The sequence below is a fragment of the Streptococcus mitis genome (assembly GCF_965111725.1).
Lineage (GTDB): Bacteria > Bacillota > Bacilli > Lactobacillales > Streptococcaceae > Streptococcus > Streptococcus mitis_DV.
In genome coordinates this window covers 185001-208531 of the sequence record NZ_OZ217341.1, presented here as the reverse complement: position 1 = coordinate 208531, position 23531 = coordinate 185001, and the positions used below count along the sequence as shown (strand labels likewise).

Sequence of the window (23531 nt, the reverse complement as noted above, 5' to 3'; positions counted from 1 at the left end):
TACCAGATTCCTCCTTATTATTTCGTTTTCTGAGCCTTTTTCTTGGCTTTTCTTTTTCTATTTTCAAAATCTTTCTGTGCCTGAACTACCGCCTCGCGCTCAGCGATAATCTTGAATGGATTATTCAAGAAATAGGTTTGCAAGACTTGGTAAGCATTGGACACTGTCCAGTATAGGGCGACTCCACCTGGCGCATAAACTGCAAAGATAAAAATCAAGACCGGAATCCCATACATCATCGCAGTCGTAGCCCCATTACGCTCAGACAAGGCTTTGTTGGACAGCCAAGTACTTAAAAAGGTGAATACTGCTGCTAAAATCGGAAGAACAAGGGTTGTATCCACACCACCAAGGTTAATCCATAAGAAATGACCTGTCTTCAAAAAGTCAACTCTTGATAGAGCTTGGAACAAGGCCAAAATAACCGGCATCTGAATCAAAATCGGCCAAAGTGAATCTGACTGTCTGACACCCATTTCTTTAAAGACTTTACGCATTTCCTGCTCTAGCTTGGTTCTGCTTTCCATATCTCGACCTGGATATTGTTCTCGAAGCGCCTTAATACGTGGTTGAGCTTCTTGCATTTTTCTAGAAGCCACCATTTGCACTTGAAAGACCGGCAAGAGCACTGTACGAATCAAGACAGTAAAGAGAATAATCCCTACTCCGATACTGATATCAAATGATAAAAAGCGAATAATTTCCGCAAAGAAGTAAACAAATTTACTCCAAAAATCAGCCGAATCGGCTGTAATATCACTAGTTGCCCCATTAGTCGCACAGGCTGTCATGATCAATAGAGACAGTCCTAGCAAACTAGTCAACTGTAGTTTCTTTTTCACTCCCATTTCCTTCCTGGTAAATCTTTGATAATTTTAATACGTGGAGTAGATTTTTCTCCATCTCTGCGTATCCCAAGGTTTCAACCCCTTTTCGAGCAATGACAACAAAGTCGACATCTTCTACCAGACTCCCTTTTGCATTCTGGATAATATGCCGAATTCGTCGCTTGATTTGATTTCTAGTGACGGCATTCCCCAGTTTTTTGCTAACTGATAGACCTACTCGAAAATGGTTTTTCTGATTTTCTAACTGGTAGACAACAAATTTGCGGTTGGCAAAACTTGTCCCCTCCTTGAAAATTGCCTTAAAATCTTTCTCTCTTTTTACACGAAAGTTTTTCTTCAAAACTCAACTCCATCTATTAAATTACTACTATTATACCATATTTTTCAAAAAAGCCAATCATAGCAAGGTTTTGCACAATTTCATCAGAAAAAGAAGCTGGAAAAATCACTTTCCCAACTCCTTGTACGGAATATTTTTTCTAATTTTAGTTATTTTTTCAAACGTTCAACGTCACGGGCAATAACTAGCTCTTCATCAGTTGGAATAACCAAGACACGAATCTTCGCGGCATCTGTTGAGATGTCTCCTGTCACACCAAAGACATTCTTTTCAGGATCAACGTCACAACCAAACCACGAAATTCCTGAGATTACATCACGACGGAAATTTGCTGCATTTTCACCGACACCTGCTGTGAAAACAATGGCATCTGCTCCATTTAGCACTGCAAGGTACTGACCGATATGTTTTTGGATACGGTCAACATACATTTCATAAGCCAAGCTAGCGTCGTGATTCCCTTCTGCTACAGCTGCTTCTATATCGCGCATATCGCTAGAATTAGCAGAAACTCCCAAAAGACCTGATTCACGATTCAGAACACGACTGATATCTTCTGGTGTGTTAAAATCATCTGTATATTGCATTAAGTAAGGAATGACAGCTGGATCAATGTCCCCTGTACGAGTTCCCATCATAATACCACCCAGAGGAGTGAAGCCCATAGAAGTGTCGACAGACTTACCAGCTTTCACAGCTGTAATTGAGCCTCCGTTACCAATATGACAGGTAATCAACTTCAAGTCTTCTAATGGACGTCCCAAGAGTTTTGCTGCTTCTCCTGCTACAAACTGGTGACTTGTACCGTGGGCACCGTATTTACGAACCTTGTTTTCTGTGTAATATTTTGTTGGTAGAGGGTAGCGATAAGCTTTCTCTGGCATACTTGTGTGGAAGGAAGTATCAAAAACAACTACACTGGTAATGTCTGGCAACAATTCCTTAAAGGCACGAACACCTGCCGCATTGGCTGGATTGTGGAGAGGAGCCAACAAGCTCAACTCTTCAACTTTTTCTAAAACATCCCCCTCAACAACCGTTGATTCTTTGAAATATTCTCCACCAGCAACAACACGATGTCCAACACCTGTAATCTCGTCATAAGCCTTGATAATATCGAAACGAATCAAGTCATCCAATAAAATTTTAACAGCTTGTGTGTGATTTTCGATATCCAAAATTTGTTGTTCAGAACGGCCGTCAAATTTTACAGTTGAAATTGAATCTTTCAATCCGATACGTTCAATTAAACCTTTAGCAAGAACTTTTTCCTCTGGCATTTGATAAAGTTGCCATTTCAAACTTGAACTTCCTGCATTGATTGCGATTGTTTTTGTCATAACATGATACCTCTTTTTAAGCGTTTTCATCTATTATAACAAAATCTATTTTATATTTCAGTACCTTGAGTCCATTTTTGAAAATTTTCTTTAAATTTCATTAAAACACTTGCATCTTGCAAGCTAGCAAGTGGATAAACAAAGGGTTCTACTACTATTTCACTTTTCTTCTGTAAGATAAAAATAGTCTTGGATTGTTTGGCACTAGCAAAGAGATTTTCAGGCAAACTAATCATGGCAGTCAGACTTGCTTCTTCTTTCAACCAGCCTTTCAACAAATCACTTTGAAGACTGGTCAACAAATCACTCGGAGCTAGAAAAATAGCATATCCATCTGACTTGAGGTACTTAAGTCCTTGTTCCATAAGCAAGTGATGGGCGTAAGTATGTTCTTGGCTAGAAGCAACTTGATGGCGCGACGCAACGGCATCATCAGGATAATAACCGACAGGCAAGTCGCTGATGACCACATCGCTTTCTTTGAGCATTTGTGGACGAACGGCATCTCCTTGGACAAAGCCAGCCTGTAAACCAATTACATCTGCCATGCTAGCTGCCAAATCAATCAGCAAATCATCTACTTCCATTCCCAAGTAATCCACCTTTTTATCAAGCGAGGTCAAGAAAGTAGCGCCCAGAATCCCCATGCCAGACCCCATTTCGAGGATAGTGATTTCCTCCTCTTTAAACAATTCCTCCACAATAAACACCAAAAGTAAGGCAATAGCATCCGGTGTAAATTGGTGATTGGCCTGCAGGGGCTCTGTCTGCCCCGCCTTCATCAAGAGAAACTGGTAGGTCTTGAGCCATTCTTCTTTGCGAAGTGCTAAACGCTTAAGGGCTTGATTGTTCTCCTTGACCTGCTCTAACTCAGTCTCACCATCCAGATAAATGCTGTTTTGCTCCACCAAGGCATCATAAAAATTGGTCGCCAAGTCACTTTGGATGACTTGAACATTCTCTAGTAAATAGGTATAAGCTTGTTCAATTTTTTCAAAATCCATATTCCTATCTTATCAAATTTCCCTTCTTTTTTCCATCCTTATAGAAAAATCACTCCCTGACTAGGCGAGTGATTTTTGGGCTACTGTTAAAAAGAGTTCTGAGTAATTTCCTTGAAACAGGTCTTCGGCACTGTAAAGAATCTGACTGTCAATGCTCGAAAAACCAAACTGAGCTAGCTTGTTTTCCAGTTCAACCAATTCAAATCCATGATGGTTAGCTTCTGTCTTGGTAAAATCAGCAAGTAGGAGTTGTCCATCTTCCTTCAAGTGTTGATGAAACAGTGAGAGAGCCTCATCTAAATCAGGTATATGGTGAAGAACACGACAAACAACAATGAGATCAAACTCTTGCTCCAAGGGAGTTGCCAGTAAATCTTGCTCCAAAAACTGGATATTCTTGATGTCTTGCTGCTCCGCTTTCAAACGAGCTTGTTCCAGCATTTTCTCAGAAATGTCTACAAGAGTGATGAACTTGGCTTGTTTTGTCAGAGGCAAGGCTAACAGCCCTGTCCCTCCACCGAAATCCAAAATTTCTTTGTCTGATAGAAGATCAATCTGTTTTTCGACTGCTTGACAAACCAAGTTTGCAAGGAAGATATTTTTAGGGGAATCAAAAGTTTCTGCTTTGTGGTTAAAATCATGTTTCATATTTTTAGTTTAGCACAAAGTAGCTTGATTGGCTAGGAATTCTCTTTCTTTTCGACCTTCTCTTCTGATTTTTTCTTCTCTGCTTGATTACTTGAATCAGTTACTACCTCTTCCTTTTTATCTCTTTTCTCTTCTTTGATTTTTACGGAAGGAAAGATGAATTCATATTGGCTCTTAGGCGTACGAACCCTTGTCACCAAGCTTGTTTTCTTATTTTGATAGCTCACCTGACCCAGATTAAAGATCTGTTCCCCACTTTCTTGCTCGGCTTTATCCTTGGTTCGTTTAGCCATGGCAAAAGCAACCAATTTTTCTTTATTTAAAGCGTAGTCTTGATAGTGGGCGACTTGTCGGTTCAAGTAAAATTGTAACAAAAGACTAAAAATGGCTGCTATGGTGACTGCATATAAGAGAACACCTGCCTTAACTTTTTTCTTTTTCCACACGATAGATGAACTCCCTTTCTAAGCCTTTTTGGAACTGGAAACGAAAACGCACCAGTTGATTTTCCTCTGTAATATGTGCTGATTTGAGTCCATAAACCATAGGCTGATAACCCCGTCCACTGGCATCGGTTTTACGAAAATCGTCTGACTTTGACTTACCGATGGCGATGTCCTTGCCATCTTGCTTCATATAGAGGCGATTGCCCTCCACTTTTTCGAACTGCGAACGGTCTAATTCTGCCTCCAACTGGTCCACAAACAAGAGCCACTCTTTTTGTTCGCTTTGTTGCTGGTAGCGAACTTCTGAAATGAGGAGCTGACTCATGGCTTGAAAGAGAAGTAAGCTTCCACTGATGACAATGAGAGCAATCAGAGATTCCAACAAGGTAAAGGCCTTGATCTTATGGCTCTTTGATAGCCAACAACTGTTCTGAACCATGGTAGACCTCCAATCCTTTTTCACTAGAAAACACCTGAATCTCAACTCCGTTGATGTTTACCTGATTTTGACCTGTCTGCAGGGCCATCTTAGCTACCCTCAAGACTTCTTCCTTTTGCAAGATTTTTGCTTCTTCTTGCCTATTTTTCTGAATTTGTCCCAAAAGGAGGGTTGCAATACTGGCAAAGATAGCTAAAGCGACTACTGCTTCTAGTAAAATCACTGCCCTAATTTTTTGTTTCCTTAATGCGTTTAATTTTTCCATTTCCTAGATATAATTGATAGCGAATCGCTCCTTTACTGGTCTGAAATTCAACCTTAGTCAGGGACGAATTGCCCCCAGCTCGGTCAAATGTAATGTTTTGGCCTAATGGTGCCTGAATTCCTTTAGGAACTGTCAACTTTTGACTGCCATTACTGATCGTCTGCCCATCTAAGTTCAGACTAGTCTTTTGCTGACTAGCTACACTGCGTTTTTGGGTTTCCCGATAAAGTTCTTCAAACTCCATAAAGAAAATCTGCTCCTCTACCGCTGCAAAAGTGGACTGAACAGTGCCAGACAATCCCAAGGCAAGGATACTCACAAGACCCAAAACCAAGAGGCTTTCCAGCATGGTAAAGGCCTTAATCCGCGACCGTTTGAGTCTTATTTTGTTTTGCATGATATTCTTTATAAGCTTTAGCTTGTTCTTCTGTGATTCTCCCATCTGCTTGTAACTTGCTTAGGCTAGCATCTTCATTTTTATCCAAGCTATAAAGCTCTGCCTGGCTTTCCACCACCTTAACAACAGCAGCTTTTCCTTTGTCGTTGACTGCTTCTTTTTGTTTGGTCAGATTAGGTAGAAAAAGCAAGAGAAGTACGCTGATGATGAGCAAGACCACCAACATCTCTACCAGAGTGAAAGCTTTAACCTTAGATTTTTTCAAGAATGTCATCATTTTTTTCATGTTAAAAATTTACCTCCATATTTTGATACATGGGCATGAGCATTGCCGCATAAAGTAAAACGATAATCAGAGCCACAAAGATAAAAACCAGTGGCTGCACCAAATTCATGGTGCGGTTGACTCGGGTAAAAAAGGCTTCCCAAGTTTTTTCAGCATAGATTTCCAACTCACTCCCCAGCTTGGACTTGACTTCCCCATACTCGATGATGAGACTCAACTCCTTTTTAAAGAAAGGATAGGTTGCTATGGTTTGAGAAAATTCGCGACCATTTTGTAGGGCTTGAGCTAAATCTTGACCGATTTCTTTAAAGAGCTGGGAACCTTGTTCCTGCATCATTTGAAAAATCTGCGTCAGCTCCATTCCCTGCGAAATCATATTTCCCCATTCACGCGCATAATAGGCTGTCAGATAAGTCTGCACAAAGATTCCCAGAAAAGGAATGCGTGCTAGGATAGAAAAGACGCGCATCTTAGAACTTCTTTTATAAAAAGTGAGTGCTAAAAGGGCAAGTATGGAAACAAACCCTACCATGCCTAGAAAGATTTGTGGGAGATTACCGATAATTTGAGTGGCAATATTGCTACTATCCAGTTGTGGTAGTAGATAGTTTCGTAGCCCCAGCATGATTAAGAGAAGAAATCCCAGTAAAATCAAGGGATAGGTCGCTACTTCAATTAACTTTTTCTTGACCTTGGCTAGATTGTCTAGATACTCTTCTATCTTTCCCAAACTCAGGTGGAGATTTCCATGGACTTCCGCTAGGGATAACTGAGTGACAATGGCACTTGAAAAACCCAAACTTTCCATCATTTCTGAGAATGATTTTCCCTGAGACAAGCCTGTACGCATCTGGGTCACACACTGCTTGTCCAACAAGGCACTCCTATCTAAAAAGGAGATGGTCTCCACCAGATGAAAACCGCTGGAAAAGAGATTGTTAAACAAAGTAATGATATTTTTTTGCTTAGCTGTAGCTAATTTTTTCCGTTTCAGCCTGAAGACTTGTGATATGTCCATCTTTAAGAAGCTGGTCAATCTGTTCATTCCAGCTAGTTGGCTGGTGTTCTTGATAGCCTTTGTTTGCAAAGTCAACGATTCCTCCTCCCCCGATTAATCTCTGGTAGCAGACTCCTTGCAGAACGACTGCCAATTCCTCCTCACTCACACCCAACTCCAGCAGGCGCTCATAAACACCTCGAATACTCTTGGCGTGAATGGTTGAAAAGACTGTCGCCCCTGTCAAACTAGCTCTGACCACTGCACGCGCCGTTTCGCTATCACGAATTTCTCCGATAATCAAGAGATCTGGTCGATGGCGCAAGGAAAGTTTGATTAGATTTTCATAGGTCAACCCGATCGCTTCATTCAACTGTAATTGGAGCATGTCGTCCTGCTTGATTTCGACAGGATCTTCGATGGACATGACTTGCTGTCCTTTAAAGAGAGACTTGGCCAATTCATGCATCAAGGTCGTCTTACCACTGCCGACTGGACCAGCAAAGAGATAAAGTCCCCGTTGCCTATACTGCTTACCCAGTTCTCCAATATCCTGAAACCAAAAATGCAAATCCTGCTCCTCATCGTGCAACAAGCGAATAACTAAACTCTCATGACCTCGATAATCGCCAACGGTGGACAAACGTAGTGACGCCATCTTATCGTCATAGGCATAATCGCAGGAACCAAGTTGACTACGTCGCTTTTCTCCAACATTCATACCAGCTACAAACTTAAAGTGACTGATAACGGCCGCAAACTTTTCAAAATCATAACAACCGATTTTACAGCGCTCGTCTCCGACCCTCATATGAAGCTCATAGGCGTCTAACTTGGGGACAAAATAAATGTCTTGCGCCCCTTTTTTCCGAGCCGAACGAATGATTTCTTGTGCAATTTCTTGAACCATACTTACCTCCTCACCTATACTATTCGCAAAGATTTGGAAAAATAAAAAAAGCAACTCCAAAAAAGTTACTTTTTCTCTATTTTAATTTCATACGGCAAGAACGGTGCCTTTCCTTACCTGTTTGTTTTTCATAGCCTGGGCGTAGTTTTTCATCTGGGATAACCTGCTCATCCTGCAAAAGAGCCAAAGAATGGTATTGTTGTAAATACTCATCACATTCATCGCACCAGCGTTGGTCTTCTGGATCCCAAAAAATGGTCATCAAGTCACTTCTGCTTTTATAAAGAGGGGATTCTTGTTCTAATTTAAACCAGCAAGTTTTGTAGTATTTGAGAGCATCATAATACTGGTCAAATTTCTTACTAGCTACAATATCTTCTTCCCAACCTTCTAAGAACCACCAGGGTTCAAAATCTCCGTACATTTCTATAACACGATACATATTCATTCATTCCTTCGTACCGTATATTATAACTAATTCCGCCAAACAAGGAAAGTAAAATGCTCATTTCTTGACTTTTTGATAAAAAATCCAGCCATCTTATGATGACTGAATTTCTATTTGCTTGTATTCCAAAATCTTTTTACTACTTAAGCTTCTGAAATATCGTTTTCGATGATGACCTTAATTGCATGGTGGTCTGCTGCCTTACTGAAGACTTCATAAGCTTTTTCAATTTCACTGAGTTTGAAATAGTGAGTTACCAATTTTTCTGGTTCAATCTTATGACTTTCAAGTGCTTTCAACAATTGTGGAGTTGTATTTGTAGATACCAAACCAGTTGTTACATTGATGTTGCGAATCCAAAGTTTGTCCAAATCGAATTCGACTGGTTTACCATGTACACCACAGTTGGCAACTGTTCCATCTACACCGATAATCTTTTGACAGAAATCAAATGTTGCAGGAATACCAACAGCTTCGATAGCAACATCTACACCACGGCCATCTGTCAAATCATAAATTTCTTTAATGGCTTTTTCAGGTTCTGAAGAATTAACCTTATGAGTCGCACCAAATGATAGGGCAGTTTCCAAGCGGTTATCGTCTAAGTCCACCATAATCAATTTGGCTGGTGAGTAGAATTGAGCCGTTAAAAGAGCAGCCAATCCAACTGGACCTGAACCAATAATGGCTACGCTGCAACCAGGTTCTACTTTCCCTTTCAAGACACCAATTTCATATCCAGTAGGCAGAATGTCTGATAGCATAACCAAGGCTTCATCTGACAAGTCTTCTGGAGTATGGTAAAGAGTGTTATCTGCATGAGGGACACGTAAATATTCAGCCTGCATACCATCAATCAAGTGACCGAAAATCCAGCCCCCTTCGTCTTCACAGTGGGCATAAATTCCTTTTTTACAGTAGTAGCATTTACCACAGGCACAGACACAAGAAATCAAGACCTTATCGCCTTTTTTGAAGTTAGAAACTCCTTCCCCAACTTCTTCCACAATCCCAATCCCTTCGTGACCAAGAATGGTACCACTTTGGCAAGCAGGAACATCCCCTTTGATAATATGGAGGTCTGTTCCACAAATAGTGGTTTTTACGATACGCACAATAGCGTCTGTTGGCTTGCGAATAACTGGTTTGTCAACGTCAACAAAAGAAGCAAGTCCTGGTTTAACATAAGTATAGGCTTTCATAAAGCACTCCTCCGTTTTTTTATTTGTACTATTTATAATATAATTGTAAGCCTTTTCTTTTATTCCTTCAAGCTTTTTTGTGATTTTTTTAACTTTTTTATTTACTGGTAAAGTAATATAGATAAAAAAGCAGAAGCTAGTCACTAACTTCTGCCTTCTCTCTTATGCTTGATAACGTTTCACACCATCTAGATAGGTTGCTACCAATTCCAAATCTTTATCTAGTACGATAAAGTCCGCATCATAACCTTCACGGATTTGGCCACAGACGTCATCGATGTGAACGGATTTAGCTGGGTTAAGGCTGGCCATCATGACTGCTTCGTGTGGATTTGCAATCCCCCACTCGACTACATTTCTCATACCATCTTTAAGTTTGAGGATAGAACCTGCCAAATTGCCTGTCGATTTGAGACGTGCAGTTCCATTTGCTACTACAACAGGGAATTCTCCCAACATATAGTCACCGTCTTCAAGCCCACCAGCTGTCATACAGTCCGTAATAAGAGCGATGTTTTCTGTCCCCTTTTGCTTAAGTAAAATCTCACAAGCTTTTGGATCTACGTGGTGACCATCACAGATCAACTCTGCATAGGTGTGTGGCAATTCATACATGGCTCCTACCATACCGAGTTCACGGTGAGTCAACCCACGCATGCCATTGTAAGCATGTACCCAAACACTAGCTCCAGCATCTACTGCCTTTTTAGCCTCATCAAAAGTTGCATTTGAATGTCCAAGAGCAACCGTTACGCCTTCTCCCGTAACTGTACGTACAAAGTCTTCTACACCTTCACGTTCTGGTGCAATAGCGATCTTATTTAGCATCCCTTTTGCAGCATCCTGCCAAGAATGAAACTCCTCAACACCCGGGTCTCTCATATAAGTTGGATTTTGGGCCCCCTTAAAAGTTTCTGTGAAATATGGACCTTCATAATAAATCCCACGAATCTTAGCACCTGTTGCTTCCTTATAATGATTTCCAAGATTTTCAGTGACTGCAAGCAATTGCTCATAAGTGGCTGTTAAAGTTGTGGGCAAGAAACTGGTAACACCGGTACTAAGAAGGCCTTCACTCATAGTATGCAATGTACCTTCAATGTTGTTGTCCATCACATCTACACCTGCATATCCATGAATATGAGTATCCACAAGACCTGGTGCAATGCTATAACCAGTATAGTCAAGAACCTCTGCTCCTTCAGGAATTTGATCCACATGTTTCCCAAATTTGCCATCAACAAGTTCTAAGTACCCACCGCGACGAATGCCAAATGGATAGAAAAACTGATCCGCTTTAACGTAATTAGGCATAATAATGACCTCCTTAAAAGATTACTTTTGATATTTATTATGTCAATTACATTATAAACCTTTATGATTCATTTGTAAATGGTATAGACCTATTTTCTAAAGATATTTTAAAAGAGCTGGATTTCTCCAACTCTTTTCTCTGTAATACAGGTTATTTTGATTTGACTGGCTTGTCTTGAGCTGTTTGCAAGGCTGTAGCAATGGTATCTGCGTACAATTTAGCTCCTGCTTCAATAGTGCTAGTGTCACTTCCGAAATGGACTTGGTCTGTTCCTGCCCAAATTTCTGGATGTTCTTTCGCAACTTGATTCCAATCTGCTATCGTGATGTAAGGAGTCTTCTCTGCCAATTCTCTCATATAGGCAGCAGCCTTCTCAACGATGGCATAGGTCTCTTTTGTCTTATCTCCCTCATAAGGAGTCACTAAAATCATATGGTGGCCCTTAGGAAGATTTTTTACGATACTATCCCAGTCTTCCTTGTAATTTTCAGGATTATTTACCCCAGTCGCAATGACCACCATCTTAGGTAAAAATTTATTCTGGCTATTATTTAGCATGATTTCATTGGCATTCTTGGTTGTTCTGCTGACTTGCGCGTTAATCTGTGCTCCAGGAAGGGCTGTCTGCAGGGCTGTATTTGCCCTTAAAGCCACCGAGTCACCAATTAACATAGTACCATCAGCAATCCCCAAACTATCAGCTTCTGCTCGTTCTGCCATCACTTTTGTTTGGCTAATATTTGTTGCAGCCTGCTTCAAACCATTGACAGTTAAGTCTGTCTCAAACGCTCCCACTTGTGGTGCCAACAGAGTTACTAAGAAGACAATGAAGGTCAAGATTCCTGTACTTGTTGCAAGAATTGCGTGAATATAAGGCAGGGGACGAAGAGTTTGTATAATAGGTGTGTTCTTTCCTGCAATCCAAGGTTCCAATACATAAAATGACAGACTGGCAAATCCATAAGAACAAATTAAAGTCAGTAACACAGCAAAAAGATTTGATGTCAACTGTGAGAATATGATATAGAAAGGCCAATGGAAGAGATAAACTGCATAGCTAGTATCTGCTAAAAAGCTGATCATCTTTGGCTCCTGTACATTAGGAGTCTTTTCATGTAAAACACGCGCCGCCAGAATCATAGCTAGGGCTGCAAGGCTGGCAAGTAAGAAGCCAATAAGATAGGCAAAGAGATAGGTAAATTTGACAAAGAAGGTCAAAATGAGTAAGAAGCCAAAACCTCCTCCAAAAACTAAAAGGGTCTTTCGTAAATCCCAGATTTTATCCAACTGCTTGACGAGGGAAGTCGTCTGACGAACGCCTACGATAGTTGCTAGGATACTTCCCAAAAAGAATGGATAGACATGAGTTAAACTGGAGAAGTAAACAGAGGAATAGGAGGTCACTAGAAAACTACCAATAAACATGGAGAAGAAGCTAATCAAGAAGGCAGCAGCTGATAAGAGAAAAACCATCCCTCTCAACTGACCATTTGATCTAGACTGCTTGGATAAGAACCAAACTGCCAATCCCCATAGAATATAGTAGTGAACCTCAACAGCCAAGCTCCAATTATGAACAAACAAATGAGGAATGAACTGAGATTCATAACTCCCTCCTGTTAGAAGTTCATAGAAGTTGGTCATAAAACCTAAGACACCTGCAATCTGACCCCCAATTCCAGCTACATAATCTTGTCGAACTAAGAAAGTAAAGGGCATGGTTACCAAGACCATCAAAACCACAGGTGGAACAATCCGATAAAAGCGTCTCCTAAAAAATCCAATCAAGTCAATCTCGTGATTCTTAGAAAATTCTTCGATGAGTAGAGCCGTAATCAGGAAGCCTGAAAACGTGAAAAAGACATCTACCCCGAAAAAACCTCCAGGAAAGATGGTCTGAAAGAAATGATACAAGAGTACCAATAGTAAACCTGTAATCCTAATCAAGGAAAACCATTTAATGCGCATACGAGTTTATTCTTCCTTTCATTGTACACTTTATTCTATCAAAAAAAGAAGAAAAATCCCAAGAGAAAACTTAGGATTTTTAGCTTATATCAATTCCATTTTAGAAATTACGTCCTGACTTATTATAGCCATATTTTTCCACAAAATACTCACGGAATTCCAAGAGATTGTCATCCATGATGGCTTGTCGCACTTGCTTCATCAGGTTAAGCAAGAAGTAAAGATTGTGGTAACTAGTCAAGCGAATACCAAAGGTTTCATCAGCCTTGAGCAGGTGACGAAGGTAGGCGCGTGTATAGTTCTTACATGTGTAGCAATCACACTCAGGATCTAGTGGCGTAAAGTCCTCAGCAAACTGAGCGTTTTTCACAACCAAACGTCCTTGACTGGTCATACAAGTCCCGTTACGAGCGATACGAGTCGGCAAGACACAGTCAAACATATCCACCCCACGAATCACTCCATCAATCAAACTATCTGGCGCTCCCACACCCATCAAATAGCGAGGTTTGTTTTCAGGCAGCAGTTGAGTTGTAAAGTCCAAGACGGCATTCATTTCTTCGTGGGTTTCTCCCACTGCCAAACCGCCGATAGAGTAACCTGGAAAGTCCATGCTGACAAGATCATGAGCTGATTGGCGACGAAGGTCTTCAAATCCTGCCCCCTGTACAATTCCAAATAACCCTTGGTCATGCGGACGACGATGAGCCTTCAAACCACGCTCAGCCCAACGACTGGTACGCTCGATTGATTTCTTAACGTAGTCGTATGGTTGATAAAACTGAGGACATTCGTCAAAGGACATCATGATGTCTGAGCCTAGATTATTCTGAATAGAGATAGCTTTTTCTGGCGATAGGAACATCTTAGAACCATTGAGATGGTTTTTAAAGGTTACTCCTTCTTCTGTGATATTACGGCTATCTGCTAAGGAATAAACCTGAAAACCACCACTATCTGTCAAAATAGGCTGGTCCCAATTCATGAACTTGTGGAGACCGCCTGCGCGTGCAATGAGTTCATCTCCAGGACGAAGCCAGAGATGATAGGTGTTTGACAGGATAATTCCCGAACCCATCTCCTTCAATTCTTCAGGTGACTGAGTTTTGACAGTGGCTTGAGTTCCAACTGGCATAAACATAGGTGTTGGGAAGGTGCCGTGGGGAGTGATGATTTCTCCCAGACGAGCTCCTGTATGTTTTTCTTTCTTAATCAAACGGTATTTGATTGGTGAATCTGACATTTTTTACCTCCGAAGCTGGGAAAGACAGTCCCAGTTCATACTTTGTGCCCAAGGGCATACTGTATGATTTTATCAAAAAAAGCTGGAACTGTCACGAACTATGGTATAATAAGAGAATGAACTATCCAAAAATTGATTTAAAAACAATTCGTCAGGAGTCAAAACATTTTCAGGCTGACACCCCCCGTCTCTTTCTCCTCTATATCCTTCCCAGTATGCTGGTCATCTTATCTGGTTTTCTTAATCCCTTATCTCGGATCCACGGGACTGTTTTAGAACAGCCATTTTTCAGCATACTTGGTCAAATAATTCAAGCCTACCTCTTTCCTCTACTAGTCTCCTTTATCGGGACTATTCTTTTGACCAGTTCCGTCTATGCAACACTGACACTCATGAAAGATTCTAAAACGGAGCCATCTGTAAAAAACAGCCTAGCTCTCTTTGATGAGGAGCGTTTTTCTCAAACCTTTTTGACCCTACTTCTCAAACGTTTCTATCTCTTTTTATGGAGTATCCCTAATTTACTTGGGATTTACTTCCTATTTTATAGTAGCTTTTTAGCCAAAAAATTCGTCACCCTACATCCTGAGTTTCCAAATCTAGATCTCTCATCAGTTGAAACCGAGCGTTTCCTCATGGTCTTTGGACTCTACTTTCTTGCAAGTCTCATCTTGATCATTGTAGGAAATATCCTCTATATTCCACAGTATTATGCCTATTCACAGGTGGAATTTCTTCTCTGTTATAGTCTAGACCTAGGACAGTCCTCACCAAGACGAATCCTAAAAACTAGCCGTTCCTTTATGAAGGGCTACAAGTTCCAGCACTTTGTCCTAGATTTACAGCTTCTTCCTTGGTACTTCCTCAATTGGATTACCTTTGGCATTGCTAGTTTTTTACTCCTACCTTATATCCAATGTACTAAAATCAGCTTTTATAGAGCAGTACTTAGAGCAGCACTTAGTAAAAAATACCAACTAAACTACCCCTGGTAGGGCTAGTTTCTCACTCCTACCCTACATTCAAATCAATAAAATAATTTTCTACCGAGCAGTACTGGCTCGAAAACGTCCAAAAGCTTGAAGGTTTTTCCCCTCAAGCTTTTTTCTATCAATGAGTTTCTCCGCCTACCAACTTGAGGTCCTGATCTCCATGTTCGATAATAGCGCCGATTGCCGCTTCTATCCCTCGCCTAATATCCACTAAACTCATAGCTGGAGTAGTCGGTCGATTCACCACCTGTTCCATCATATAAGGAATATGCATAAACCCTGCCTTAACATGTGGAAATTTCTTTTCTACCAAATAGAGGGCCTGATACATCAAATGATTGCAGACAAAAGTCCCTGCACTATTGGAAACAGAGGCCGGCAATCCCTCTTTTTTTATAGCTTGAACCATCGCTTTAATCGGCAAACTACTAAAGTAGGCCGGAGCACCATCTGGACGAATAGGAAGGTCAATCGGTTGATTACCCTCATTATCAGGAATGCGTGCATCGTCTTGATTTATGGCCACTCGTTCAGGTGTCAAACTAGATCTTCCACCTGCTTGGCCGATACAAAGGACAAAATCAGGTTGGTAACGACTCATATCTTCTTCCAATACTTGGGCCGATTTGTGAAAGACTGTTGGCACTTCTAGCCAGCTGATCTCAGCACCATGAATTTCAGCTGGTAAACCTTTAATGGCCTCCAAGGCTGGATTGACCTTTTCCCCTCCAAAGGGCTCAAAACCTGTCACTAATACTTTCATTTCTAACTCCTTACAACCAATTCCATGAAACTCTTTTTCCGACAATAAAACAAGTATAACATATTTCCCTTATTCTCGAGTTGAAAAGAACTAGCGAGTCTAGGATTGATTTTTGAGTTTATTTAAAGAATAAAATACTCATCAAGGTCAAAATAGCTGGTCCTCCTTGCTTCAAAATAATTTTCTTATCTGCTGTGAGAGAGCCATAAGCCGCAGCACCAATCACAAATAAAACAAAAATAGTCACAATTTCTAAATTCTGTGAGAAATAAATTCCATACAAGAGAAAGACTCCTAGCAAAGCATTATAAATCCCTTGATTTTTAAACAATGAACTTACTGACGGACGAGCCAGTTCTTCCTTGTTCATGTTAAAAACACGACTAGTAGTGTCTGATTGCGTAGCCACACTTTCCAGATAAAAAATGTAAAAATGCTCCAAAGCAATGATCGTTGCTAAAATAATTGTCATAATTGACATATTTTTCTCCTTAGATCTCTATATTCTCAATGCCCAAAACCAATTTATTTAATAAACGGCTGAGTTCTGTTCTTTCAGACTCTGTTAAGATACTTTCCATCTCTTGCTTAACCTTGATATGTTGCAGAGGGGGATTCACCACTAACTGCTCCTTGGCATACTTCGTAGCCTCTACCAACACTTCCCGCTGATTTTCAGGATTACGATGACGCTCCACCAAACCTTCCTTTTCCAGAATTTTGAAATGTCGGGTCAAAGCAGCCTGATCAATCTTCAAACGCTCCTGAACCGCTATTTGATTACAGGGAGAATGCTTCAGTAAAAATAATAAAATCTGATACCGTGTCAAACTAATCCCAAGCCTTTTTTTAAACAATTGCGTACTCGCTTGCTCAGACAAGCGGAGTTGATACAGTAAATCTTGAATCTCTATCATTTCTTCTTTCCTTTTATTGATTTATCAATAGTTGACTAATCAAGTATAATATAAAGTAAAATAGATTGCAAGAATGTTGCTTAACTCATTACAAGATGGTAATTTTCCATTCAAATTGACAAAGAAAAAAACGAACGAGACTTGCTCTCTATCACGAAAGCTAGATCTCATTCGTCAAAATGATATTACCAAGTCTGGTTTATCTATTCATTGAAACGTGAACGTGATCATAGTGATTTTCTGTCACGCTACCACGGTCTGGCATTGGATTCCAAGTATTAGCTGGTCCATATTTGCTATCGAATGGAGCATAGAAACGTTGTTTCCAGATGAGATAACTAATTCCACGGCTGGCCATGTTTTGAATAGCGTATTCCGCAATCTTATCCCCTAGTTCTGAGCTTTCTGGTACCATAAAATCAATAGCCAAACCTTTTCCGTGATCTCCACTGTCTCCTGGACGATAACCACTAAAGGATGTAATGCCAAACAAGTTAGCAATTTCTTCTTTAAAGGCAGCTGTTTGTGGTTGAAGACCTGCATTTTCAGATTTCGCTACTGCAAGTCCAGCATAATCAGGCGCAGCTGGAGCCGCGTAAATTGTTGAAACTGGTTTTGTCTCTTCTGGTTGATAAGTAGAAACTGCTGGGATAGCTTCACTTGATGCTACTTCTTTTACTTCTTCTGAACTTGTTGCAGTTGTCTCGGTTGATTTTTCTTCTACTGGAGTTGTAGTTGTTGCCACTGTTGACGCAGCCTGAGGGCTGGCTTGCGTTTTCTCTTTCTCAGCTGGAGTCGTTACCTGAGGAGCTGCTTCTTCAACTGGACTGCTTGTTTCGACTGTTTGCTCCGCTGACGTAGAAGAGTCTGTAGATGGTGCCACTTCTTCTGCAGCAGTCACTGTCTCTGTAACTTCTGAATTTGATGCTACTTCTTTTGTACTTGTAGTTTCTACCGCTTTTGGCGCTTCTGCAATCGGTTGAGAAAGGTCTGCAACCTGAACAGTTTGATCATCAACCGTCACTTGATTGGTTGTCAAATCTGCTGTCGCAGTTGTCACCTCGTCACCAGAAGCTGCTTGAGGAGTTTGAATTTCAACTTCCGTTACCTCTTCCGCTTCATTGACAGTCGTTGTCAAAACGGTTTCTGGGAAAATCAAGTCCATATTCGTGATTTTATTCAAATTCGCAAGAACTGTGACATCTACACCTAAGGCTTCTGCAATTGTGCTCAAGGTATCACCATACTGAACGGTATAACTTGTTTTGTTGTCTGTTTTAGTCAAATCGTTTTGGATTTGCTCAATACTACGTGCAGTCCAAAGAACTTCTTCTGCTTGAGTTGCCAATACTGGGGTAAATGACAAGGCTACTGTTGACGCTAATAACATTCTTTTCTTCATTCTTTCAAATTCCTTTCAAATGAGTACCTGTCTATGATAACACAAAAAATGCAGAAAAAAGCCCTCTCGGGCCTATTTAACAGAACTGTCCATTCCTTGTAACAAACTCGGTTACTTGAAATAGTTTGTTAGGTCTCTGTCACAAAACTGACACAATCTTTTTATCGCTCAGCCTTAAAAAAACGGGAAATGTCTGCTAACGCTTGAATTCTGTGATTACCTTCATAAGTCGATTCTAAAAAGTTGATACTTTGAATCCCACTATTCTGGGCAAATTCCACATCCAGAGTCCGATCCCCTATATAATAGGTCTTCTCAGGATCCAACTGATACTTGTCTAACAGATAGGTAGCCGCTTCCGGATTAGGCTTGCGCGCAAAGCCACTCTGACTGGTTAGAATCTCTGTAAAATAGGATTCCAACCCCAAGTCTCTTAGAATGGCAAAAGCATTATCCCCCTTATGAGTATAGACAAACTGCTGAATCCCTGTTTCTTTTGCCCAAGCTAACACTTCACGCGCACCTGGCATCAAAACTACCTGAGCATTCTTTTCAGACAGACTCTGGGCACGCACCTGATTGAGCATTTCCACATCCAGCTTTCTCTCTTCTGCCACCTGCACAAGCAAATCCTGCACAGAATACTTTAGGATAAACTCTCTCACTTTCTCCTTATCATAAGGAATAGAAAACTGACCAAAAGTCTCCTCAATCCCTGACAAAATCGCTTCGTAAGAGTCCAATAAAGTCCCATCTAAATCCCAAATAAAAGCTGTTTTTTGCATTTCCTATCCTTTCAAGCTCATATAACGCTGGTAACGGTAGCGTAGAAATAACCAACGAAAACCATTATCCAAAAGAGTTCCTGCCCAAATACCAGGCAAACCCCAACCAAGAACAATTCCCATCAGATAGGCTGTCCCAATACGGATACACCACATTCCTATACTTGTTGCATAAAAGGGAAGCCGAGCATTCCCCAAACCTTGCCAAACTGCCGTATAGATGACTGTCCCTGTCGCCATAGGGGTTCCAAGTAGTGAAAACAGTGTCACTAGAACACTAGCCTCAACCGCTAGAGGATCTGTCGTATAGAGATGAGTTAATGGCACACCCAAGGCATAGATACTAAAGGTCAAAGGCAACATGAGGACCAGAGAAAGCCAAAAGGCTTGTTTACTCAAACTTGCGACTCTTTTCCGATCATCCTCTCCAACCGCTCGAGCCACCAGCATGACCGTTGCCGTTGCAACGCCAAAGGCAGGCATGTAGTTAAACTGGGTCAAGACTTCTCCGACTGCATTCCCAGCAACTGCCTCCGTTCCAAAAGAAACGACCAAGGCAATGATCACGACATCTCCAGCCCGCATCATGAGCCGCTCTCCAGCTGCTGGCAAAGCTAAGGTCAATAGTTCCTTATCTAAACCAAAAGTCGGTTTCTCAAAAGGCAACTTTAATTGCGACCATAAAATCACAAGACCTACCAAACGAGACAGAATTGTCCCCCAAGCAACACCAGCTATCCCCATACCCAGAACAAAAATAGCTAGACTTGAAAAAAGAATATTCAAGGCATTGGATAAAAAACTAACATAGAGAGGCAGACGTGGATTATGCGTTGCACGAATCAAGGCTCCCAGACTAGTCATTAAACCTAAGAGAACAATCGATCCGCCTACCAAAGATAGGTAGAGTCCACCACTCTCAGCTACATCTCTCTCCGTCCCCAAAAGTCCAATCATCTCTTGCCCAGCGAAGATGGACAAAGATCCTAAAAGGAAACTTAATAGTAAAGTAATCTTCAAGGCCTCAGTCACATGATAAGTTAACTTCGACTGGTCTTTCTGCCCCATGCTTTTTGATATAACACTAGAAATAGCTGCCCCCAGAGCAATGAAAATCGCCTGGTAAATCGTGATAATATTGCCAGCTACTGATACACCCGAAATAGCTATCAAGCCCAAGTGGGCTACCAAGTAACTATCCACCATCCCCATGAGCATCTGCAAAAAGTTTTCGCCCATAGCTGGCAAGGCAATATTAAGAATGTCTTTATTTTTCTTAAACAATCCTTCCTCCTGATGAAAAGAAACTCAGTTGGTTTCCCAACCGAGTTTACTCCTTCTGTCTTAAAGTCCTAGATAATCCTCAACCGCTGCTTGCATATCAGCAGCTGCCACTGTTGTCTTGTGACGAACAGGAGCTGTTTCAAGTCCATCAACTGCTGGTGGCACTGCAACGCCTGAGATTTCATGTAATTGAGCCAAAGCTTCAAAGTCAGTTAAGCCAACTTTCCCCGTTACAGCTTCTACTGCAACCACTGGGAACTTGTATGGACTAGCTGTTGATGCAATCACTGTCTTAGTCGCATCGCCAGTAGCATCTTGGTATTTCTTATAAACTGCTGAAGCAACCGCCGTATGTGGATCCTCGATATAAGAATCTGACTCATAAACACGCTTGATTTCTGCTGCCGTTTCTTCCTCAGTCGCATATTCAGCTGCAAAGAGTTCAAGAATCTCTGTATCAAAATTAGTCAACTCATATTGACCTTGGCTATTCAAAGCATTCATGAGTTCAGCTGTCTTAACCGCATCATTACCCAAAAGATGGAAAATCAAACGCTCCAAGTTTGAAGATACCAAGATATCCATAGATGGGCTAGTTGTTACCTTAAACTCACGTTTCTTGTCATAAACACGTGTCTTGAAGAAGTCTGTCAAAACATTGTTGTCATTTGAAGCACAGAGCAATTTACCAACTGGTAGACCAATTTGTTTGGCATAAAAGGCAGCCAAGATATTTCCAAAGTTTCCAGTTGGCACTGTGAAGTTAACCTTATCACCAGCCACAATCTCACCAGTCTTGACCAACTGAGCGTAAGCATAAACATAGTAGACAATCTGTGGCACCAAACGACCAATGTTCATAGAGTTAGCAGATGAAAATTGCAACTTGTTGGCCGCTAATCTTTCACGAAGAGCCACGTCGTTAAACATGTGCTTCACATTTGTTTGCGCATCGTCAAAGTTACCATCAATAGCAATAACATGAGTATTGTCGCCAGTTTGAGTGGTCATTTGTAACTCTTGTACCTTGCTGACACCATCCTTTGGATAAAAGACGATAATCTCAGTTCCAGGCACATCCGCAAACCCTGCCATAGCAGCTTTCCCAGTATCACCAGATGTCGCTGTCAAAATGACGATTTTGTTCTCCAAACCATGTTTCTTAGCAGCAGTCGTCATAAAGTATGGCAAAATAGACAAGGCCATATCCTTAAAGGCAATCGTTGAACCATGGAAGAGTTCCAAGTTATATTGCCCGTCTAATTTCACTAATGGTGCGATAGCTGGAGTATCAAACTTGCTATCATAGGCACTGTTGATACAGTAGTCCAACTCTTCAGCTGTAAAGTCATCTAAAAATGCTGACAAAACAATCTTAGCAACTTCCTGATAAGAAGCATCTTTCAATTTGTCAAAGTTCAAATCTACCTTTGGGTAAGTAAGCGGTGTAAACAAACCGCCGTCCGTCGCCAAACCTTGCAAAATAGCTTGGCTAGCAGTTACTGTATTGTTGGCATCACGCGTTGATTGATAAACTAATGTCATTACTCTCTATCCTTTATCTATAGTCTCTTCCATTATATCATGATTTTTCAGAAAATTCTCCCTTTATAAAAGAAATTATAGTCCCAATTCTTTCTTCAAAGGCTCTAAATAAATCATTTCTTCCTTATTTCTCATCTCCAGTCCTTCCTCAGATAGGATAAGTAAGTCTTTGGAAATTTCAATAATCGCAGTTTCTTCCTCATCTGTAAGCTTCTTCTTAGAAAATTGTCGTCTTAAAAACTTATAATCACAACCAAATTTCTTAAAGAAAGGTGCTGTTTCTAAGTAAGCTTCTAACTTATCTAAATTAACCAACAATCCCAAGTGAAAGGCTGCAGAAGCGAAAGTTCTCTCTAGAGGCTGAGTACACACACTACGAAACTCAACCGTTCCTCGAGTCGTTAAGTCTTGATACTGATAACTACGATGAGTTTCAAAATCCTTCTCTTGAGGGCAAATAAGAGTCTCATCCCCATTAAGAGCATATGCTTGGATTTCAGGCGTAGCCAAATATTCCCCAGCCTGAATAGGATAAAAATAATAGGTCTGCCCATCACGTTCCGCAGTAAAAATTGCAGAATGGTCTAGATAATCAAAAAAATCCTCCTCATTTTTAAAGAGCCTAGCATTGACACCGACGTTCTCTGGATAGATGCCATGCATCGATTCTTCCCAGAAGATGTCCCTTGCAATTTTCGTATCCCAATCTGCACCCGAAAACTCAGAGTTTGCAAATAAATAAGCCTTAACTGCTTCAATTTGGGTAAAAGCATTAATCACCCGTAGGTAGTTAGACTTTGAAACATCCAGCTGAACCTGACTTCCACAGATAAAAGCACCATATTCAGGGAAATGATGTAAATCTGATTTAGTAATATTTCTACTCAAATTCAAATAATCCATCAACATCTGATAGCGTGGATAAGCCACTGGACAATTCTCATTTTTATCCCAGTTGGGATGGATACCACAGCCAACAATAGCATGATTTGATTCGCCTAATTTTCTCTGAATTACATCCATATAATTATTGAAACGATTTTCGACCTCTTGAATTGTTTCAGCCTTACCAAATGCAAACTCAATCGTTGTATAGGAAACTTCAAATAAAATAGCATCCTGACTTATCGGATCCACTAACTGGATAGGATTGACAAAATCATCTACCTTTTCCACAGTGAAATCCAGAGCGGAAAGTAAATAATGAAATAAATCTTTTATAACTTCAACATCTGTTGCATTCCCTTCTAAGTTTACAACAGGATATTCCAGCTCAACTCCAATAAACAATTCAGGATTTTCTTTAATATTTTTCAAATACCGATGTTTTAATAAATCGATAGAACGAGACATACTATCCTACTCTTTCTTAATCTAAATAAAATTTGAATAACTACTATTATACCAAAAATAATACAAAAAAGGAACGAAGACTAACTACGTTCCTAACGCTATACTATACCGGCGGCCGGGGTCGAACCGGCACGTCCTTGCGGACACTGGATTTTGAGTCCAGCGCGTCTGCCAATTCCGCCACGCCGGCAAATAGTAACTGGGGTAGCTGGATTCGAACCAACGCATGAGGGAGTCAAAGTCCCTTGCCTTACCGCTTGGCTATACCCCAATAATATAAAATAGGCGAGTGATGGGGATCGAACCCACGCATGCCAGAGCCACAATCTGGTGTGTTAACCACTTCACCACACCCGCCATAATTCTATTAACACGGGCAGTAGGAATTGAACCC

General features: G+C 40.8%; 26 protein-coding genes and 4 tRNA genes (1 of these 30 only partly in view). 1 reads left to right on the top strand and 29 read right to left on the bottom strand.

The genetic code is table 11. From position 1 onward, the window contains the following. Nucleotides 1-17: 17 nt before the first annotated feature. The 17 genes from ACLV7Q_RS01110 to tgt all read right to left on the bottom strand — a co-directional run bounded on the left by ACLV7Q_RS01110 (nt 18) and on the right by tgt (nt 14096). A complete protein-coding gene (locus ACLV7Q_RS01110) occupies nt 18-842 on the bottom strand; it encodes a membrane protein insertase YidC (RefSeq protein WP_218757961.1) in 825 nt (274 codons plus the stop codon). After that, the gene (rnpA, locus tag ACLV7Q_RS01105; protein WP_000739245.1) at nt 817-1188 is read right to left on the bottom strand and encodes a ribonuclease P protein component; all 372 of its coding nucleotides are present in this window, start codon (nt 1186-1188) and stop codon (nt 817-819) included. The genes ACLV7Q_RS01110 and rnpA overlap by 26 nt, the downstream gene beginning before the upstream one ends. Before the next feature lie 149 nt (nt 1189-1337). Continuing rightward, complete coding sequence (locus ACLV7Q_RS01100; RefSeq protein WP_218757960.1) at nt 1338-2528, bottom strand: acetate kinase; 1191 nt, start codon at nt 2526-2528, stop codon at nt 1338-1340. Nucleotides 2529-2578: 50 nt separating this feature from the next. Further along, nucleotides 2579-3532 carry a class I SAM-dependent methyltransferase gene (locus tag ACLV7Q_RS01095; RefSeq protein WP_218757959.1) on the bottom strand — a complete coding sequence of 318 codons (954 nt, stop codon included), beginning with the start codon at nt 3530-3532 and terminating at the stop codon, nt 2579-2581. Between the two features lie 60 nt (nt 3533-3592). Next, a complete protein-coding gene (locus tag ACLV7Q_RS01090; RefSeq protein WP_218757958.1) occupies nt 3593-4180 on the bottom strand; it encodes a class I SAM-dependent methyltransferase in 588 nt (195 codons plus the stop codon). Nucleotides 4181-4212: 32 nt separating this feature from the next. After that, complete coding sequence (comGG, locus tag ACLV7Q_RS01085) at nt 4213-4626, bottom strand: competence type IV pilus minor pilin ComGG (RefSeq protein WP_218757957.1); 414 nt, start codon at nt 4624-4626, stop codon at nt 4213-4215. Further along, nucleotides 4604-5065: a competence type IV pilus minor pilin ComGF gene (gene comGF / locus ACLV7Q_RS01080; RefSeq protein WP_218757956.1), complete on the bottom strand. Its 462-nt coding sequence runs from the start codon at nt 5063-5065 to the stop codon at nt 4604-4606. Before comGF ends, comGG begins: the two co-directional genes overlap by 23 nt. Further along, nucleotides 5028-5330 (bottom strand): competence type IV pilus minor pilin ComGE, encoded by a 303-nt coding sequence (comGE, locus tag ACLV7Q_RS01075; RefSeq protein ID WP_000413380.1) that lies wholly within the window; start codon nt 5328-5330, stop codon nt 5028-5030. Before comGE ends, comGF begins: the two co-directional genes overlap by 38 nt. Next, nucleotides 5293-5727, bottom strand: coding sequence for a competence type IV pilus minor pilin ComGD (gene comGD / locus ACLV7Q_RS01070; protein ID WP_218757955.1), 435 nt, complete (start codon nt 5725-5727; stop codon nt 5293-5295). Before comGD ends, comGE begins: the two co-directional genes overlap by 38 nt. Further along, the gene (gene comGC, locus ACLV7Q_RS01065) at nt 5690-6013 is read right to left on the bottom strand and encodes a competence type IV pilus major pilin ComGC (RefSeq protein WP_218757954.1); all 324 of its coding nucleotides are present in this window, start codon (nt 6011-6013) and stop codon (nt 5690-5692) included. The genes comGD and comGC overlap by 38 nt, the downstream gene beginning before the upstream one ends. Nucleotide 6014: 1 nt before the next feature. Next, nucleotides 6015-7031, bottom strand: a complete 1017-nt coding sequence (gene comGB / locus ACLV7Q_RS01060) for a competence type IV pilus assembly protein ComGB (protein ID WP_218757970.1) — start codon at nt 7029-7031, stop codon at nt 6015-6017. After that, nucleotides 6979-7920, bottom strand: a complete 942-nt coding sequence (gene comGA / locus ACLV7Q_RS01055) for a competence type IV pilus ATPase ComGA (protein ID WP_218757953.1) — start codon at nt 7918-7920, stop codon at nt 6979-6981. Before comGA ends, comGB begins: the two co-directional genes overlap by 53 nt. A gap of 76 nt (nt 7921-7996) precedes the next feature. Then, the gene (locus ACLV7Q_RS01050) at nt 7997-8362 is read right to left on the bottom strand and encodes a DUF1033 family protein (RefSeq protein ID WP_045606653.1); all 366 of its coding nucleotides are present in this window, start codon (nt 8360-8362) and stop codon (nt 7997-7999) included. Nucleotides 8363-8511: 149 nt separating this feature from the next. Next, the gene (locus tag ACLV7Q_RS01045) at nt 8512-9570 is read right to left on the bottom strand and encodes a zinc-dependent alcohol dehydrogenase family protein (protein ID WP_218757952.1); all 1059 of its coding nucleotides are present in this window, start codon (nt 9568-9570) and stop codon (nt 8512-8514) included. Nucleotides 9571-9732: 162 nt separating this feature from the next. Further along, nucleotides 9733-10884 (bottom strand): N-acetylglucosamine-6-phosphate deacetylase, encoded by a 1152-nt coding sequence (gene nagA, locus ACLV7Q_RS01040; RefSeq protein WP_218757951.1) that lies wholly within the window; start codon nt 10882-10884, stop codon nt 9733-9735. 151 nt (nt 10885-11035) lie between these two features. Then, a complete protein-coding gene (locus ACLV7Q_RS01035) occupies nt 11036-12853 on the bottom strand; it encodes an acyltransferase family protein (RefSeq protein WP_218757950.1) in 1818 nt (605 codons plus the stop codon). A 100-nt stretch (nt 12854-12953) separates the two neighbouring features. Next, entirely contained in the window at nt 12954-14096 is a 1143-nt protein-coding gene (gene tgt / locus ACLV7Q_RS01030; RefSeq protein WP_001285237.1) for a tRNA guanosine(34) transglycosylase Tgt, read from the bottom strand. 116 nt (nt 14097-14212) lie between these two features. On the opposite strand from tgt, the gene ACLV7Q_RS01025 reads away from it, so the two are divergent. Continuing rightward, nucleotides 14213-15091, top strand: a complete 879-nt coding sequence (locus tag ACLV7Q_RS01025; RefSeq protein WP_218757949.1) for a DUF975 family protein — start codon at nt 14213-14215, stop codon at nt 15089-15091. A gap of 115 nt (nt 15092-15206) precedes the next feature. On the opposite strand, the gene pcp is transcribed toward ACLV7Q_RS01025, so the two are convergent. The 12 genes from pcp to ACLV7Q_RS00965 form a co-directional block, all read right to left on the bottom strand. Continuing rightward, nucleotides 15207-15851: a pyroglutamyl-peptidase I gene (gene pcp / locus ACLV7Q_RS01020; protein WP_218757948.1), complete on the bottom strand. Its 645-nt coding sequence runs from the start codon at nt 15849-15851 to the stop codon at nt 15207-15209. A 118-nt stretch (nt 15852-15969) separates the two neighbouring features. After that, complete coding sequence (locus ACLV7Q_RS01015) at nt 15970-16332, bottom strand: DUF1304 domain-containing protein (RefSeq protein ID WP_176139659.1); 363 nt, start codon at nt 16330-16332, stop codon at nt 15970-15972. Between the two features lie 10 nt (nt 16333-16342). Then, nucleotides 16343-16768 carry a MarR family winged helix-turn-helix transcriptional regulator gene (locus ACLV7Q_RS01010; RefSeq protein ID WP_049513257.1) on the bottom strand — a complete coding sequence of 142 codons (426 nt, stop codon included), beginning with the start codon at nt 16766-16768 and terminating at the stop codon, nt 16343-16345. A 199-nt stretch (nt 16769-16967) separates the two neighbouring features. Then, complete coding sequence (locus ACLV7Q_RS01005) at nt 16968-18170, bottom strand: LysM peptidoglycan-binding domain-containing protein (protein ID WP_218757947.1); 1203 nt, start codon at nt 18168-18170, stop codon at nt 16968-16970. Nucleotides 18171-18331: 161 nt separating this feature from the next. Next, entirely contained in the window at nt 18332-18955 is a 624-nt protein-coding gene (locus ACLV7Q_RS01000; RefSeq protein WP_218757946.1) for an HAD family hydrolase, read from the bottom strand. 3 nt (nt 18956-18958) lie between these two features. Then, the gene (locus ACLV7Q_RS00995) at nt 18959-20239 is read right to left on the bottom strand and encodes an MATE family efflux transporter (RefSeq protein ID WP_218757945.1); all 1281 of its coding nucleotides are present in this window, start codon (nt 20237-20239) and stop codon (nt 18959-18961) included. A gap of 60 nt (nt 20240-20299) precedes the next feature. Further along, nucleotides 20300-21784: a threonine synthase gene (thrC, locus tag ACLV7Q_RS00990; protein WP_218757944.1), complete on the bottom strand. Its 1485-nt coding sequence runs from the start codon at nt 21782-21784 to the stop codon at nt 20300-20302. 75 nt (nt 21785-21859) lie between these two features. Continuing rightward, the gene (locus ACLV7Q_RS00985) at nt 21860-23137 is read right to left on the bottom strand and encodes a gamma-glutamylcysteine synthetase (RefSeq protein ID WP_218757943.1); all 1278 of its coding nucleotides are present in this window, start codon (nt 23135-23137) and stop codon (nt 21860-21862) included. Between the two features lie 106 nt (nt 23138-23243). Further along, a tRNA-Leu gene (locus ACLV7Q_RS00980) sits at nt 23244-23327 on the bottom strand. Between the two features lie 9 nt (nt 23328-23336). Then, nucleotides 23337-23408 (bottom strand) — tRNA-Gln (locus tag ACLV7Q_RS00975). Between the two features lie 13 nt (nt 23409-23421). Continuing rightward, a tRNA-His gene (locus ACLV7Q_RS00970) sits at nt 23422-23494 on the bottom strand. A gap of 14 nt (nt 23495-23508) precedes the next feature. Beyond that, nucleotides 23509-23531 (bottom strand) — tRNA-Trp (locus ACLV7Q_RS00965); it runs 48 nt beyond the window's last position.